The sequence below is a fragment of the Vibrio sp. PBL-C16 genome, assembly GCF_034321865.1.
Classification (GTDB): Bacteria; Pseudomonadota; Gammaproteobacteria; order Enterobacterales; family Vibrionaceae; genus Vibrio; species Vibrio alginolyticus.
This window is the reverse complement of the sequence record NZ_JAXLNY010000002.1, coordinates 1,497,930-1,514,449: the sequence shown is the minus strand read 5'-3', so window position 1 is coordinate 1,514,449 and position 16,520 is coordinate 1,497,930. Positions and strand designations below refer to the sequence as shown.

Sequence of the window (16,520 nt, the reverse complement as noted above, 5' to 3'; positions counted from 1 at the left end):
CCCCAATTGCTAAGGTAAAGGTTTTGATCTCCACAGCGAATATTACTCAACAATTCGGCGCTAAGCCGCTATTCGAAAACATTTCAGTTAAGTTCGGCGAAGGCAATCGCTATGGCTTAATTGGAGCTAACGGTTGTGGTAAATCAACCTTTATGAAGATCCTCAGCGGCGAGCTTGAGCAAACCAGTGGTAACGTAAGCTACGATCCAAACGAGCGCGTTGCAAAACTGAACCAGGACCAGTTCGCTTACGAAGAATTTACGGTAATCGATACCGTTATCATGGGTCATAAAGAGCTATGGGAAGTGAAGAAAGAGCGTGACCGCATCTACTCACTTGCTGAAATGAGCGAAGAAGACGGCATGAAAGTGGCTGACTTAGAAGTTCAGTTTGCTGAAATGGACGGCTACATGGCAGAAGCCAAAGCGGGCGAACTTCTTCTTGCGGTGGGTATTCCAATGGAGCAGCACTTCGGTCTAATGAGTGAAGTAGCACCAGGCTGGAAACTTCGTGTGCTTCTAGCGCAGGTTCTATTCGCAGACCCAGATGTGATGCTTCTTGACGAACCTACCAACAACTTGGACATGGACACAATCCGTTGGTTGGAAGACACGCTAAACGCGCGTAACTGCACAATGATCATCATTTCGCACGACCGTCACTTCCTAAACTCAGTATGTACACACATGGCTGACTTGGACTACGGTGAACTACGTGTTTACCCAGGTAACTACGACGAGTACATGACGGCGGCTTCTCAAGCTCGCGAACGTCTACTAAACGACAACGCTAAGAAGAAAGCACAAATCGCTGAGCTACAAACGTTCGTTGCGCGTTTCTCTGCAAACGCATCGAAAGCAAAACAAGCGACATCTCGTGCGAAGCAAATCGACAAGATCAAATTGGACGAAGTGAAAGCGTCTAGTCGTCAAAACCCATTCATTCGTTTTGAACAGTCTAAAGAGCTGTTCCGTAACGCTCTGATTGTAGAAAACCTGAGCCAAGGTTTTGAAGAGGACTTGTTCTCAGACTTCAATGCAATTTTTGAAGTGGGAGAGCGCGTTGCGATCATCGGTGAAAATGGTGTGGGTAAAACAACACTTCTAAACACGCTTGCTGGTGTACTTGAACCGCGTGCTGGTGAGTTCAAATGGTCTGAAAATGCAAACATCGGTTACTACGCGCAAGACCACGCGCATGAGTTTGCCGAAGACATGAATCTAACGGATTGGATGGGTCAATGGCGTCAAGAAGGCGACGACGAGCAAGTGGTTCGTGGTTTCCTAGGTCGTATGCTGTTTGGCCAAGACGACATTAAGAAGTCAGTAAAAGTACTGTCTGGTGGTGAACAAGGTCGTATGCTGCTTGGCAAGCTGATGATGCACAAGCCAAACATGTTGCTAATGGACGAACCAACCAACCACATGGATATGGAATCGATCGAATCTTTGAACACTGCGCTTGAGCAATACAAAGGCACGTTGTTCTTCGTATCTCACGACCGTGTATTCGTAGACTCACTAGCAACGCGTATTATCGAAATCCGCGATGGTAAAATCACAGACTTTAAAGGCACTTACTCTGAGTTCCTAAAATCTCGTGGTGTTGACGCGTAATTACTCGCAAAGCGTTTAAAAAGCAAAAGCCTCGCTATTTAGCGAGGCTTTTTTGATATTTGGCCTTAATCCTTAAACTGACCGGTTATATACGCATAGATCCCGACCACGCCAAAGGTAATAATCATAGAAAGCATGATACCGCTGGGCGTAAGCAGAAAATTCCACAATTGGTCATTATTCATAGTCCACATCCTCTGTGAATCCGCATTATTGGTTTTAGTTTACACTGAAAAGGTGTTATTGGTTGCCTTTTACATCAAATTCAACCTTGTCGGCTCCTGTAAACACTTGGAAGCGCAAACCTTTCGCACGCGCAATGGTCGTAATACCAAATTGCTTCGCTAGATCTAACCCCATTTGAGTAACGCCAGAGCGAGAAAGCAGAACAGGAATGCCCATTTGAGCCACTTTAATCACCATCTCTGATGTAAGGCGACCAGTTGTGTAGAAAATTTTATCTTCACCTGTCTCTTCTTTGAGCCACATCTCACCTGCAAGTGTATCCACTGCGTTGTGACGGCCGACATCTTCCACAAATGACAACACCTCATTCCCTTTGCAAACCGCACAGCCGTGTACTGCGCCCGCTTTTTTGTAGGTGTCGTTGTAATGGGTTAACGCTTCCAGCGCAGAATAAATTTCTGACTGCTTAAGAGAAACTTGAGGCACTTGATAATTTTCAAGTTGCTTCATCACGTTGCCATACATAGTGCCTTGGCCACAACCTGAGGTGACGGTTTTCTTTTTCAGGGCGCCTTCTAAGTGCTCAGTGTTTTCTTTAGTAATCACCGCAGCGGAATGCGTTTCCCAGTCAATAATAACGGATTCGATCGCGGCTGGATCGGACAGGAAGCTTTGGTTTTTTAAATAACCGAGTACTAGTGCTTCTGGACGCGAACCTAGCGTCATGAGCGTGACCACTTCTTTCCAGTTCAGCATGACCGTAAGAGGACGCTCGCAAGCGATTTGCTTCGTGAGCTTTTCGCCGTACTCGTCGTACACATCGACTTCAATGGTTTGCAGGGGATTTTCACTGGTTTTAATAATATTTGGTTTCAGCACAGTCGTGTCCTAGTGATTAAGAGCGTTAGGTTGCTACGCATTTTAGCTTTTTAAGTGGCTAGCAAATCTCATTCCAAAATAGCGGTTCCCACAGAAATTGCGAGGTTTTATGTCAACAATGCATTAAAACTGCGAGTTCGCAGTAATGACACATCAATACATTTGAGTTTCGTCTAGTTTGCTACTTATAGCCTGAGGGAGTATATAGACTAAGTTATATCAGCTTGGCGCGTTTATTGCTTCGAAGACAATAAAAATGGTCGAAAACGGGGGCAAAATGTCCTGTGTGTTTTCAGACCAAAAATAGAAAGACTGGGTGAGTTATGTCGGATAAGAAAGATTTCGAAAAAAATTACGAAAAGACTGAGGATACATGGCCAATCGGCGTAGAGCTTGTTGAGCATGAGATCAGTACAGGGATTTGGGTGACAACCCAATGGCAGTTGACAGGATTTGCGCTGAATCCGACGGAAGAGACTCCAGATGTTTGTCTGTTGCAATTACATAAAGACGAGCGTACAGACTACCGTTTTAACTTAAGCTCTCAGCAACCTAAACTCTTTTTAGTGATGGATAACGTCGAGTCTGGTGAAAAACCAGCGATACAGCTACTGACGGCCTCACAATCTGTTGCGGCGCAATATATGGATGGTGATAACCTTGTACTATCCAACGATATGCCGTTAGCCGTTCAGGCTTGGATGGAAGCCTTTATTGGTCGTCACGGTGAGTTGTTAGAAGTAAGACGCAAGAAACGCAAAGGAGCAGGCAGAGCAAATGGCAACTAGTTTTTTAAGCCGTTGGTCGAAACGTAAACTAGAAGAATCTTCCCAACATGATGAAGAGATTACGCCGATAGCAGAGACGGAGCAATCCGAAGATAATGTCACAGCGCTTTCAAACGCTGACGAAAGCTCAGATGCTTTGAACATCGATGAGGATAGTCAGGCTCCAGACATTACCGCGAGTGTAGAGACTGAAAAAACCGAAGAAATGTCTGTGGCGCAACTGCTGGTTTCTGAAGCTTCAGAAAGCGTTAAGAAAGCCGCGCTGCGCAAAATGTTCTTGTCCGAAGAATTTAACGTGCGTGACGGCCTAGACGATTACGATGATGATTACAGTAACTTAAAGTCACTTTCTCAAGACGTCGCTGAGACGCTGCGTGATTGGGTTAAAGACAAAGTGGAAGACGAACCAGACGCTGAAACTGCGCAAGGGTCTGAGCTTAATGTTAACGATATCGCATCTGAGGTAGTTGAAGACGCAGAGTCAAACACCGACAAAAATGCCCAAATTACTCAAGATGAAAATGAACTGTATATAAATACAGTGCTTGGCGAAAGTGATACTTTTGCTGAAGAATCACCGCCTAACGAGGTGAGACAAAATATACCACACAAAGAATAGGTACATTTTGACTAAACACTCAATGAGCCGGCTGAGACAAAATGTCTCAACCGGTTTTTTTATCCCTACTATTTGTCAGTAAAACTGATAACCTATTGATTTTTAGTTGATATTTCATTGGCATGACACTTGCTATCTGTTGCTCAATACCAATCTGGTTGAAGTTAGTACGGACGCACTGCGTAGTATTCATCGCCTATAGATGGCGGAATAAGAATGCTCATTGATAAGTTAATCAGCAGAATCTCCGGCGCTAACTACACTAAGAGATGGAAAAGACTATCCATGTTCATAAATGGAATTGAGCAATGCTGAAACAATTATTAGAACAAGCAACTTCCAATAACGGTAAAGCGAGGCTGTACGCTTTCGAAAATACCGTAGAGTTGACCAATCTTATTCCACCAACCGTAAGCTATGAAAGCGGCGGTAATACTTTGATTGTGGGCCCAACAGCAATCATCGAAAGTGCGGCAGCGCAATTGTCGCAAATGAACAGCCTAACGCTGCTTTCTACCGATGGCGAAAAGGGCACAAATCCCGAGCTTTATTACGCCAATTCGGTTCAGGTTTCAGGGTTCTTAGGTACGTTTGAAGTTCTGATTGAAAATCATGGTTCGACCAACAATCTTGCCAAGGTCGCGATCAATAGCGATTGTTTCGATATCGTACTCGATCTTTGCCTTAACAGCTGCATGTCGGAAGAAGTCCCAGTACCGGGCTACTACCCAGTAGGTCGTGGCTATCCGAAACTGGCTGAAGCGTTGGAAGAGATTCCAACCTTAATGGGGACGTTCGATAAACCGAAATTCTTCCGTTTAGATACCGATTTATGTGCACACAGCTCTCGTGGCGTAAAAGGTTGCGAACGGTGTGTGGATGCTTGTCCGGCAGGGGCACTATCGAGTGAAGGCAGCGACAGAACGGGCCATCGCATCGAGATCAACCCATACCTATGTCAAGGCGTGGGTACTTGTGCTACAGCGTGTCCGACAGAAGCGATTCATTACGCACTGCCAAACCCTGAAGATACGCAAAAGTTTATTGAACGTACGCTCGCCAACTATGAGCAAGCGGGTGGTTTAGATCCTATCGTATTGATTTGTAGTTCTCGCCACGAGAGCTACAACGTGATGGCACTAAAAGCACTGCCAGATAATGTGATTCCAATTGTGGTGGAAGAACTGCCTTCGGTTGGTATTGATACTTGGTTCGCCGCGCTTGTGAATGGTGCTACTCAGGTGCTGTTTGCGGCTTCACGTTTTATGCCTCAAACCATTATTCGTGTGCTTAATAGCGAAGTAGGTATTGCTCAAGAGCTGCTCGGTCAGCTTGGTATCGCCAAAGAAACCATCGACATTCTGTATCTAGAGTCACTACGTGAAGGTGCTCCGACACTTTGTACCGAGTCTTTTGATTTGGCATTAGGAGACTTGCAAGGTAACAAACGTCAGCGTCTATTTACGGCGTTGGATGCGTTGTCCGCATCACGTATTCCAGTTGAGAACATTGTTGAACTTCCAGCGAACGCACCTTACGGCACAGTCTCTTGTGAAAGTAAAGGTTGTACGTTGTGTATGAGCTGTGTGGCAGTTTGTCCTACACGTGCACTTCATACCGATGGTCAATCTCCGTCGCTTAAATTCGTCGAGCAAGACTGCATTCAATGTGGGCTGTGCGAGAAAGCGTGTCCAGAGAAAGTGCTGACGCTTACTCCTCGTATGAACTGGGTGAAAGAAGAACGCCAGAAAGCGGTTGTGATTCATGAAGAAAAGGCAGCCGAGTGCATTCGTTGTCACAAGCCTTTTGCTCCGCAATCGATGATCGACATGCTACAAAACAAGTTACGCGGTCACTCTCATTTCTCTGATGAAGCGGCGATCAATCGTATCGCGATGTGTGAAGACTGCCGTGTGATCGACATGTTTGAGTCGATGGCAGAAGACCCAATGAAACAACTGAAATACTAGGAGCTCGCAGTGGACACACAACAAGAACAAACACTGAGAACAGACATTTATCTCGTACTATCTGCACTTTTTCGTAGTGCGCCTAGTGATGAAATGCTGGCGTTCCTGAAGTCGCTAGAAATTGAACCGTCTGAGAGCGCGATGCAAAAAGCTTGGCTCGCACTGCAACAAGCCGCGAACGAAACACAGCGAGAAGCGTTAGAAGAAGAATATCAAGATCTGTTTATTGGCATTGGACGTGGTGAAGTTGTGCCATTCGGATCTTGGCATCGCACTGGCTCGATGATGGAAAAACCGTTAGCGGAAATTCGTCGCGATTTGGATCTTTTAGGCATCGAACGAGAAGAGAACGTGAAAGAGCCTGAAGACCATATTTCTGCACTGTGCGAAGTGATGGCAATGCTGACAGGTGAAGAGGAAGAACTTCAACAAGCGGTGTTTAACAAACACATCGCCCCTTGGTTCCAATCTTTTACGCGCCAACTAGAGAGCGCAGAAAGCGTGAACTTCTACAAGCCAGCTGCACAGCTTTGCGATGCGTTTTTAACGTTAGAGCAAGTGCGCTTTAGCGTGAACACCAAAAGCAGTAAGAACAAATTAAAAATTGATGTGAAAAACGTCACTGATTACGAGTAATCGAGCAGTACTTGGTCATATCGATAGATAGGCATGAGTCTCCAAAGATCTACCGTAAGGTAAGGAAGCAATGATGAAAGATAATAAAGAAATAAACACAAGCCGTAGGGATCTCCTAAAAGGCTTCACAACCGCTGCCGTTGCCGGTGCTGTTGTTGCGGGAACCACGAAAGTGGCCGTTGCTTCAGAAACGGTTGAGCCTTCTGAAAACGACGTGAAGAAGAAAGGGTATCGTGAAACTCAACACATTCGCGATTACTACGACACACTTTAGGAGATAACGGATGAAACTTGTCAAACGCTCCGACAGTGTGAGCAAAGAAACGAACCAGCTTGGCGTATCTCGTCGTGCATTCATGAAAAACACTTCGCTTGCCGCTGGTGGCGCAGTGGTTGGTGCTAGTCTATTCGCACCGGGAATGATGAAAAAAGCGCAAGCAAAATCTGTCGATCCAGAAGCGAAAACAGAAATAAAACGTACTATCTGTTCTCACTGTTCAGTGGGTTGTGGTATTTACGCAGAAGTTCAAAATGGTGTTTGGACGGGTCAAGAGCCTGCATTTGACCACCCATTTAACGCCGGTGGTCACTGTGCAAAAGGCGCAGCACTGCGTGAACATGGCCACGGTGAGCGTCGTCTAAAATACCCAATGAAGCTTGAAAACGGTAAGTGGAAAAAGCTTTCTTGGGATCAAGCGATCGAAGAAATCGGTAACAAGGTGATGGACATCCGCAAAGAGTCTGGCCCTGATTCGGTTTACTTCTTGGGAAGCGCAAAGCACAGCAACGAACAAGCGTACTTGTTCCGCAAAATGGCATCACTTTGGGGTACGAACAACGTTGACCACCAAGCGCGTATTTGTCACTCAACAACCGTGGCGGGTGTAGCGAACACTTGGGGTTACGGTGCGATGACCAACTCTTTCAATGACATGCACAACTGTAAGTCGATGCTATTCATTGGTTCAAACCCAGCTGAAGCACACCCAGTAGCGATGCAGCACATTCTGATCGCAAAAGAGAAGAACAACTGTAAGATCGTCGTAGCGGATCCTCGCCGTACGCGTACTGCTGCGAAATCAGATCACTACGTTTCTCTTCGTCCAGGTTCTGACGTAGCATTTATTTGGGGTGTGTTGTGGCACATCTTCGAAAACCAATGGGAAGATAAAGAGTTCATCCGTCAACGTGTATTCGGTATGGATGAAATCCGTGCTGAAGTGGCGAAGTGGACGCCAGCAGAAGTAGAGCGCGTAACAGGCGTAAGCGAAGAAGACGTTTACCAAACAGCAAAACTGCTTTCTGAAAATCGCCCGGGCTGTATTGTTTGGTGTATGGGTGGTACTCAGCATACTACTGGTAACAACAACACACGCGCTTACTGTGTGCTTGAGCTAGCGCTTGGTAACATTGGTAAATCAGGCGGCGGTGCAAACATCTTCCGTGGTCACGATAACGTACAAGGCGCAACCGACCTTGGCGTACTTTCTGACACGCTACCTGGCTACTACGGCCTTTCTGAAGGCGCTTGGCGTCATTGGTCAAAAGTGTGGGAAATCGATTACGAATGGATCAAAGGTCGTTTCGATGACAACGCTTACAGCGGTCAGAAACCAATGCACAGTGCAGGTATTCCTGTATCTCGTTGGGTTGATGGTGTACTGGAAAACAAAGACAACATTCGTCAGCGCGAAAACATCCGTGCAATGTTCTACTGGGGACACGCAGTGAACTCTCAAACACGTGGTGTTGAGATGAAAAAAGCGATGCAGAAGTTGGACATGATGGTGATTGTGGACCCTTACCCAACGGTTGCTGCGGTAATGAACGACCGTACCGACGGCGTTTACCTGCTTCCTGCAACAACACAGTTTGAAACACACGGCAGCGTTACCGCATCTAACCGTTCTCTACAATGGCGTGATCAGGTGATTGAACCTTTGTTTGAATCAAAACCAGACCACGAAATCATGTACCTGCTTTCGAAGAAACTGGGCTATTCCGATCTTCTGTTCAAAAACATCCGTGTTGAAAACAACCAGCCGGTGATTGAAGACCTAACGCGTGAATTCAACAAAGGCATGTGGACGATTGGTTACACAGGCCAAAGCCCAGAGCGTTTGAAAGCGCACCAACAAAACTGGCATACGTTCCACAAAACCACATTGGAAGCGGAAGGTGGCCCTGTCAACGGTGAAACCTACGGTCTACCTTGGCCATGCTGGGGCACACCAGAAATGAAACACCCAGGTACACACATTCTGTACGATACGTCTAAGACGGTTGCAGAAGGTGGCGGTAACTTCCGTACGCGCTTTGGTGTGGAATTCGAAGGCAAAAGCCTTCTTGCAGAAGACAGTTATTCGAAAGGCTGTGAGATCAAAGACGGTTACCCAGAGTTCACTGATAAGTTATTGAAACAACTTGGTTGGTGGGACGACCTAACTGCTGAAGAGAAAGTGGCAGCAGAGGGTAAAAACTGGAAGACTGACCTTTCTGGCGGTATTCAGCGTGTCGCGATCAAGCACGGTTGTATTCCATTTGGTAACGCGAAAGCGCGTGCGATTGTTTGGACGTTCCCAGACCGTGTGCCACTGCATCGTGAACCACTTTACACACCACGTCGTGACCTTGTAACGGATTACCCAACTTGGGAAGACAAAGATGCAATCTTCCGTGTTCCTACGTTGTATAAATCCATTCAAGAGCAAGACAAATCGGGCGAGTACCCAATCGTTCTGACTTCTGGCCGTCTGGTTGAATACGAAGGTGGTGGTGAAGAGACGCGTTCAAACCCTTGGCTTGCCGAGCTTCAACAAGAAATGTTTGTTGAAGTGAACCCGAAAGACGCGAACGATCTTGGCTTTAGAGATGGTGATGATGTTTGGGTTGAAGGTGCAGAGAAAGGACGAATCAAGGTGAAAGCGATGGTAACACGTCGTGTGAAACCTGGTTTGGCGTTCATTCCGTTCCACTTTGGCGGTAAGTTCGAAGGTGAAGACCTACGCCCTAAATACCCAGAAGGTACACAACCTTACGTTGTTGGCGAATCGGCTAACACGGCAACCACTTACGGTTACGACCCGGTTACCTTGATGCAGGAAACCAAAGTAACCCTATGTAACATTCGTAAAGCGTAAGGAGTCTGACAATGGCACGAATGAAATTTCTATGTGACACCAAACGCTGTATCGAGTGTAACGGCTGTGTTACTGCATGTAAGAACGAAAACGACGATGCGCTTGAATGGGGCATTCACCGTCGCCGCGTGGTAACACTAAACGACGGTGAAGCTGGTGAAAACTCTATCTCTGTTGCTTGTATGCACTGTACCGATGCGCCTTGTATGGCAGTTTGTCCAGCTGATTGTTTCGAACATACCGAAGACGGCATCGTTCTTCACAATAAAGATCTGTGTATCGGTTGTGGTTACTGTTTGTTTGCTTGTCCGTTTGGCGCACCTCAATTTCCTAAACAAGAGGCGTTTGGTGAACGTGGCAAAATGGATAAATGTACTTTCTGCGCGGGCGGCCCAGAAACAGAGCCTGGCTCTGAGGAAGAACGTCAAAAATACGGTGCGAACCGTATCGCAGAAGGCAAGTTACCGATGTGTGCATCGCTTTGTTCAACCAAAGCGCTGCTTGCGGGTGACGCAGAGAAAGTCTCTGACATTTTCCGTCAACGTGTGGTAGAACGCGGCGCGAAAAACGCAGGTTGGACAGACGGAAACGATCTTTCTTACGATGCGACGAAAAGCTAAGTAAGGAGAGGCACATGTTAAACACGCTTAAACGTGCATCTCTAGCAATGCTGTCAATGATGACGGCATTGCTGCTGACTTTCGCAATGCCTGCTTCAGGAGAGGAACAATCTTCTAAAGTTATTCAACAGGAGATCACGCAACTCGCCGGGGCAGACTATTGGCGCGAAGTCAGAGAGGGGCAAGAAGGCCACACCACGTCCCAATCGCCAGAACATGGCGTATTGATCAGTAAACCTGGTGAGACTTGGTACATTCTAAAAGAGAAATGGATGTCTCCTGCTGGTGCTGTCGCGATTTTCGGCAGTATCGCGATGGTTATCATGGCTTACGTATTCGTTGGTCCTTTGATGCTTAGCAAGCCGCGTACTGGTAAAAAGATGAAGCGTTGGTCTCGTTTAGACCGCGCGCTTCACTGGAGTATGGCGTTTACATTCTTAACGTTGGCATTCAGTGGTTTGATGCTGGTTTACGGTAAGCACTTCTTAAAACCGTACGTTCCTACTGAGTTCTGGGGCTTTATCGTCATGTTGGCGAAGCAGTACCACAATTACATGGGACCATTGTTCTTCATTTTGCTGATGCTCGTGCTCTTTAAATGGTGGCGCAAGTCGATTCCAAACATGACTGATGTTCGTTGGTTCATGAAAATGGGCGGTATGGTTGGTAAACACAAAGGCACACATCCGTCAGCTGGTTTCTCAAACGGTGGCGAGAAGGCAATCTATTGGTTGTTGATCTTCTTTGGTGCTATCGCGGCAGTGAGTGGCTTAGTTCTGGACTTTCCTATCTTTGGCCAAACTCGCCGTGACATGGAGCTTTCTAACTTAGTTCATGCGATTTCGGCACTGATTCTAATCTGTGGCTTTATCTTCCACATCTATATTGGTCTATTCGGTATGGAAGGTGCGTTAGAAGGCATGGTGACTGGTGAAGTTGACGAGACATGGGCGAAAGAACACCACGATCTTTGGTATAAGGAAGTGAAGTCCAAAGAAGCAATGGGCGAAACAGATACGGCACAAACGGAAGTAAAAGGAGCGAAAGCGAATGAACAAACCTCATAACGGGATTTGGGTTGCGTACATCCTGAGCTGTCTGACCCCGTTTACGTTTCTGATCTCAGGCGTTATCGCAATTATCTATGCGGGTTACCGATTAGATAAGGGAGAAGACAGCGACGTAGTGATTTCTCATTACTACGGTTTAATTCGCACCTTCTTTCTCTACCTGACGTTTTTTGTTGTGTTGATCGTCACCGTCGCGACTTCTAACGGTGTACTCGTTGGCGTGAGTGATTATTGGTTGCATAGTACTTTGCTTGAAACCATCGCTTACTTTATTCCTTGGGTAGGGATGGTGTTTGCTGCATTAGCCATCTTGGTGTGGTTTATGCGAATGTTTCAAGGGATGCAGCAACTGCTCAATAACCAACCACACAGACCATCGACAGGTCCAAACCTTTAATCAGTATTCTTTAAGCAAAACCGCCGTAATAGGCGGTTTTTTTGTTGCTGTTTTGTCTCAAATATGAAGCGTTGAGTCGCAGTGGTGATACTTGATGCAACTTATTGAGTGAATTTACGTAACTGGGCAGAAAATCATAGTTAAGTAAGAAACATGTAAAAAAATCGCGTCACGATGAGACATTAGTCTCACTCACGCTATTGTTCATTTACTCAGGATTCATCGTCCCGTTAAAGTACGCTGTGCTCAGAAATTCAAAGAGTTGCATACGTGAAAATTGCCATCAATACATTCAGTCTACGCATACAGAGGAATCTCTATCGGAGGATGTTTGATTAAGGCATCTTGCTCTCACAAATAAAAAGAGCGAAACGAGCATTAAATGATGCGGCAAGGTAAGAAAAGGACAAACACGTTACGGCTATGATCCCTCAATTCGTCATTCCTATCACGAATCGCTTTGGCGAAAGTTATCACTTCTCTGGTCAGTTACTTACTAGCGGCGAACCTAAAACATTCGTGACCAAACAAGAGGCAATAGAGTTTCTTGAGAGCTTTGGTGAGCTTGACCTTCGCTCTGTCGAGGATTTGTTCTATGCGATTGGTCAATTCAAGCCAAACATACCTGACGGTGAGCTTACTTCCCAACACTATAATTCAACGTTTGCCAATGCTTTGGTGAACGGTGACTTACATGTCGCTCGAATTGTACCTACCGGCGAAAACTACGCGCTCTCGTCAGCGGTTACGCCTCCACCGACTCAAAATACCGTCAATGCAAAACCATCGAAGGGAAAGGGGAAGTCGAATAAAAAGAGTGGCAGAAGTGCCGCATCCGCCAAGCCTCAGCAACAAAGCAGTGAAAAACATGAGAAAGCCGGTGACCCTGTATCACTTGTGACGGGTGAAGAAATTCTCGAACTCTATGATATCGAGCTACAACAAGGTACTACTTGGCAGCGTACTTACCGCTCATCGCAGTCGGATGTAAATCATGGAATGGGCTTTGGTTGGCGACATGCATTTCAGTTTGAATTGCACGAGAAGACCGACGAGAAAGACAATGTTATCGCTTGGAAGTTTGTTGACGATAAGGCAGATATCACAGAATTTGAGCCAGTAGATATTGGAGCGACAAGTTACCAGATATACGCTGGTGCGAGCTGTTATTTCCTAAATTCAGCAACTCGGATCGTGACGCTCGCTAGTGGGCATCAATATCGGTTTGAGCAAAAAGATGATCGTTGGCTTGTTAAACAAGTTAGAAATGGCACGTTTTCAACGTTTCAATTGCAGTATTCTCGAAACCATCGATTGATCGAGATCGCATATAACAAGCGTCCGGTTCTTGAATGTCAATATGATAAGCAAGGACGCCTTGTAGAACTGCTTAATGCAAAGTCCCAAAAAGTTCTGACAACTTATACCTATGATAAGCACGATGATTTGGTCAGTGCAACTAATCATTTGGGCTTAAAGGAACAATATCAATATAGCGGTCATTTAATTGTTAAGCGTGTACGACCAACTGGCTTTACTCATTATTTTGAATGGGATGGCGAAGGTGCTAACGCGAAATGCATCAGGAACGTTGGGGACGCAGGAATTTATGACTATCGCTTCCATTATCAGGGAAATCATTCTTCTTATTCTGACTCGTTAGATCATCAATGGTCTTTCTTGCATGACGAGCAGGGTAACCTACTTGAGAAAATAAGCCCCACAGGTAGAACTTGGCGATGGCAATATGATGAATTAGGACGAAAAGCACAAGCTATCTATCCTGATCAGTCAACGGTCAATTATCAATATAATCAGCATGGTCAATTAGTTTCTAAGTTTCATTCCTCTGGCAAAGAAATTCAATATGGTTATGACGGCTTAGGTAAGTTAGTTAAAACGGTTTCACCTGATGGGGATATCGAGAAGGCTTACTACAATAGCCTCGGTCAAAGAGTTTGGGATACCGATCAGTTCGGCTGTGTCACGGAATATGATTACGATAAACACGGTCAAGTCGTCAAAAAAGAGTCTGAAGATGGTAAGAAAAGTCAATGGTGGTGGGATGAACAACAAAGACTTATCGCGAATGAAATAGACGGTACATTACTTCGTTACAGCTACAACGAAGAAGATCTGGTGAATGGCGTTGCTTATCCCGATGGGTGTATTGCTCAACTCGCTTATGATCAATTTGGCAGGCGTACATCAGTTCGTTATTTTAACGACGAAGACAAAGTCGGTTATAGCGAAGAATATTCTTACGATGAGCACAGCCGTGTTGCTCAGATTCGAACGCCAGCAGGCATTACCTCGTATCAATGGGGAGCACTCGCGCAACAAGAAGCAGTCATCTTTCCCGATGGCAGCCATATTTCTTACGAATACGATCAACAACGTAACCTGACTAAATTAGTTCGGAGTGACGGCTTAGAATTCGAATTTATGTATGACGATGAAGGCCAGCTATCAGGAACTGTTGGGTTTGATAATCTACAAAGCCAATTTGATTATGACGATATGGGGCGGATCCATCGTAAGCAAGTCGCCGATAGGACTGTGCTGTATCGCTATGACGCTGCGGGTTATCTCAAGCACGTCAAAGCAGGAAATGGTAGCAGTATTGTAGAGAACCACTTCAATTATACGCTTGGTGGTCGACTTACTTTCGCATCCAATCGCCATCAAACATTGCAATACCAATACTCTTCATTCGGGCATTTAACAAAGCGCATTCAAGGTCAGTTTGAGATAGCGCAGGAGTTTAACAGAGTTGGCCAACGCGTATCTCAGGTACTGCCAGATAATACGGAGCTGAACTTCTCTTACGATCGATATGGGCGTTTTTCAGCGATTCGGTTTGGAAACCTAGATTTACCTCAAATCAAATTTCATTACGATGAAATGGGACGAGTTTCCCAAATTGAAACGGCACATTTTAATGAGCGCATCATTTATGATGGTGTTGGTCGTTTGGTCGAACAACATTGGCCTGATAGAGAGAAAAAGTACGTTTACAATGCGCAAAACCGTATTTCATCAATCATTGATAATACGGCAGGAGCAACACACTATCAGTACGATGCCTTAGGGCAACTGAAACGAGTCAATGCTTCCGGAGAAGTGACTAAGTTTGAATACGATAGTTTTGGCAATCCTACTTTGCCATCTTCAGAGGTATTCGCTGATCGTATTGAAGTGCACGATAATGTCCGGTTCAAATATGACGCGCAAGGAAATCAGACAAAACGTGAGGGGCAAGGACACGTTCAGACTCGCGTATTTGATGCGTTAAATCAGCTCATTGAAGTTCACACCGACGATGGCATCAGTCAATATGAATATGATGCTCTAGGGCGCAGAACGAAGAAAATTACACAACAAGGCGTTACAGAGTTCTTGTGGGAAGGTGAACGTTTAATTGGTGAACGCTCTTCAGGTGCTTTCCGCTGGTACCTATATCAACCCGAAACCTACACGCCAGTGGCACTGCTAGAAAATGACGTTATTTATTGGTACCAGTGCGATCAAGTTGGTAAGCCAGAGCGACTAATCGATTGCGAACGGAATGTTGTATGGAGTGCAAGTTACGATGTTCACGGCTTTGCTCATGTACATATTGAAAAAGTAGTAAATCCATTACGTTTTCAAGGGCAGTATTTCGATCAAGAAACCAACTTACATTACAACCTCGCTCGGTATTACGACCCTAAGCTAGGACGTTTCATCCAACAAGATCCGATATCTATTGCTGGTGGTATTAATCATTACCAATATGCAGTCAACCCTATCCAGTGGATTGACCCAACAGGCTTCTTGTGTGAAGAAGGGCTAAAACGCTTACAACAAATGCTGGCTGAGTATCAGGCGCAAAACAACGTTCCCCAAGAGGTTTGTGATCAGATTTTAGAGGTAGCAAAAGAGTCATCTGTCGGAGAAGATGGCGTTCGCTCGCAAGTCAAAATCCGAAAACCCAATGGTAAAAACAATATTCGATATGAATACGATTTAGACCATATTGATTGTGAGAAGAACGAGATTACTTTTTATCGTCATATTAACTATTCAGATGGCAGCCGACACGAAGTGCAGTATGTTGTTGGGATTGAGGAGTTTGTAAGCGGACATGTTTTTGGCGAAAGTCAAGCTTTTGAAACCTCAAAGACCATTCATAACTCCAATGAGGGCTCTAAAATCTTTACAGATTGGTCTCTTACACGGTTAAAGTTGCGCGACTCTGATACCAACAATTTAAATAACTATGATTTTGGTTCTTATTTGAGGACTTTAGCTGGGCCTCCTCCTGCAGACATGCCGGATCCACATGCTCACCACGTACTATTTAAGAGGGGGTTGGGGCAGGATCAACAAGATCTAGTTATGGAGGGGCAGGAGCTTTTAAGAAAATATGATATCGACCCAATATTTGGTTTTGAGAACTTAGTGTGGGCTCCCAACCGTATCGCTGGACAGCATGATATTAATGCGTTGCGGCAGGTTGTTGATACTCTTAAAGCGACTGATAAAATGTTGGGTAAACGCGTTGATATGGTTAATGCTTTAAAATTACTGGGTAAAACCGCAGCTGAGAGGAGATAA

At 45.4% G+C, this 16,520-nt stretch carries 12 protein-coding genes; 11 read left to right on the top strand and 1 reads right to left on the bottom strand.

The features are described from left to right. The first annotated feature begins 23 nt into the window (after positions 1 to 23). Entirely contained in the window at positions 24 to 1,616 is a 1,593-nt protein-coding gene (locus UQW94_RS15220) for an ABC-F family ATPase (protein WP_031781344.1), read from the top strand. A gap of 240 nt (positions 1,617 to 1,856) precedes the next feature. Here the strand turns inward: UQW94_RS15220 and UQW94_RS15215 are convergent, their stop codons facing one another. Continuing rightward, a complete protein-coding gene (locus UQW94_RS15215; protein WP_005377552.1) occupies positions 1,857 to 2,681 on the bottom strand; it encodes a formate dehydrogenase accessory sulfurtransferase FdhD in 825 nt (274 codons plus the stop codon). A 323-nt stretch (positions 2,682 to 3,004) separates the two neighbouring features. Between UQW94_RS15215 and UQW94_RS15210 the strand changes: the two genes are divergently transcribed. The 10 genes from UQW94_RS15210 to UQW94_RS15165 all read left to right on the top strand — a co-directional run bounded on the left by UQW94_RS15210 (position 3,005) and on the right by UQW94_RS15165 (position 16,520). Next, positions 3,005 to 3,469 (top strand): DUF3305 domain-containing protein, encoded by a 465-nt coding sequence (locus UQW94_RS15210; protein WP_005389514.1) that lies wholly within the window; start codon positions 3,005 to 3,007, stop codon positions 3,467 to 3,469. Further along, entirely contained in the window at positions 3,459 to 4,088 is a 630-nt protein-coding gene (locus tag UQW94_RS15205) for a DUF3306 domain-containing protein (protein ID WP_005389513.1), read from the top strand. The genes UQW94_RS15210 and UQW94_RS15205 overlap by 11 nt, the downstream gene beginning before the upstream one ends. Positions 4,089 to 4,396: 308 nt before the next feature. After that, positions 4,397 to 6,058 carry a 4Fe-4S dicluster domain-containing protein gene (locus tag UQW94_RS15200; RefSeq protein ID WP_054574151.1) on the top strand — a complete coding sequence of 554 codons (1,662 nt, stop codon included), beginning with the start codon at positions 4,397 to 4,399 and terminating at the stop codon, positions 6,056 to 6,058. 9 nt (positions 6,059 to 6,067) lie between these two features. Continuing rightward, positions 6,068 to 6,694 (top strand): TorD/DmsD family molecular chaperone, encoded by a 627-nt coding sequence (locus tag UQW94_RS15195; protein ID WP_005377544.1) that lies wholly within the window; start codon positions 6,068 to 6,070, stop codon positions 6,692 to 6,694. A 73-nt stretch (positions 6,695 to 6,767) separates the two neighbouring features. Then, on the top strand, positions 6,768 to 6,968 hold the full coding sequence (locus UQW94_RS15190) for a twin-arginine translocation signal domain-containing protein (RefSeq protein ID WP_005377542.1): 201 nt from the start codon (positions 6,768 to 6,770) through the stop codon (positions 6,966 to 6,968). A 10-nt stretch (positions 6,969 to 6,978) separates the two neighbouring features. After that, positions 6,979 to 9,834, top strand: a complete 2,856-nt coding sequence (locus UQW94_RS15185; protein ID WP_021033875.1) for a formate dehydrogenase subunit alpha — start codon at positions 6,979 to 6,981, stop codon at positions 9,832 to 9,834. Positions 9,835 to 9,845: 11 nt separating this feature from the next. After that, positions 9,846 to 10,454, top strand: coding sequence for a formate dehydrogenase FDH3 subunit beta (fdh3B, locus tag UQW94_RS15180; RefSeq protein ID WP_274013918.1), 609 nt, complete (start codon positions 9,846 to 9,848; stop codon positions 10,452 to 10,454). 14 nt (positions 10,455 to 10,468) lie between these two features. After that, positions 10,469 to 11,521 (top strand): formate dehydrogenase subunit gamma, encoded by a 1,053-nt coding sequence (locus UQW94_RS15175; RefSeq protein WP_222716691.1) that lies wholly within the window; start codon positions 10,469 to 10,471, stop codon positions 11,519 to 11,521. Further along, the gene (locus tag UQW94_RS15170) at positions 11,505 to 11,921 is read left to right on the top strand and encodes a membrane protein (protein ID WP_005377532.1); all 417 of its coding nucleotides are present in this window, start codon (positions 11,505 to 11,507) and stop codon (positions 11,919 to 11,921) included. The genes UQW94_RS15175 and UQW94_RS15170 overlap by 17 nt, the downstream gene beginning before the upstream one ends. Before the next feature lie 423 nt (positions 11,922 to 12,344). Then, the gene (locus UQW94_RS15165; protein WP_322142353.1) at positions 12,345 to 16,520 is read left to right on the top strand and encodes an RHS repeat-associated core domain-containing protein; all 4,176 of its coding nucleotides are present in this window, start codon (positions 12,345 to 12,347) and stop codon (positions 16,518 to 16,520) included.

Excerpts from the sequence above, each read along its gene's own strand:
- UQW94_RS15185 (WP_021033875.1), top strand. The coding sequence starts at position 6,979 with ATGAAACTTGTCAAACGCTCCGACAGTGTGAGCAAAGAAACGAACCAG.
- UQW94_RS15165 (WP_322142353.1), top strand. The coding sequence starts at position 12,345 with ATGATCCCTCAATTCGTCATTCCTATCACGAATCGCTTTGGCGAAAGT.
- UQW94_RS15170 (WP_005377532.1), top strand. The coding sequence starts at position 11,505 with ATGAACAAACCTCATAACGGGATTTGGGTTGCGTACATCCTGAGCTGT.
- UQW94_RS15200 (WP_054574151.1), top strand. The coding sequence starts at position 4,397 with ATGCTGAAACAATTATTAGAACAAGCAACTTCCAATAACGGTAAAGCG.
- UQW94_RS15190 (WP_005377542.1), top strand. The coding sequence starts at position 6,768 with ATGAAAGATAATAAAGAAATAAACACAAGCCGTAGGGATCTCCTAAAA.
- UQW94_RS15175 (WP_222716691.1), top strand. The coding sequence starts at position 10,469 with ATGTTAAACACGCTTAAACGTGCATCTCTAGCAATGCTGTCAATGATG.
- UQW94_RS15210 (WP_005389514.1), top strand. The coding sequence starts at position 3,005 with ATGTCGGATAAGAAAGATTTCGAAAAAAATTACGAAAAGACTGAGGAT.
- fdh3B (WP_274013918.1), top strand. The coding sequence starts at position 9,846 with ATGGCACGAATGAAATTTCTATGTGACACCAAACGCTGTATCGAGTGT.
- UQW94_RS15205 (WP_005389513.1), top strand. The coding sequence starts at position 3,459 with ATGGCAACTAGTTTTTTAAGCCGTTGGTCGAAACGTAAACTAGAAGAA.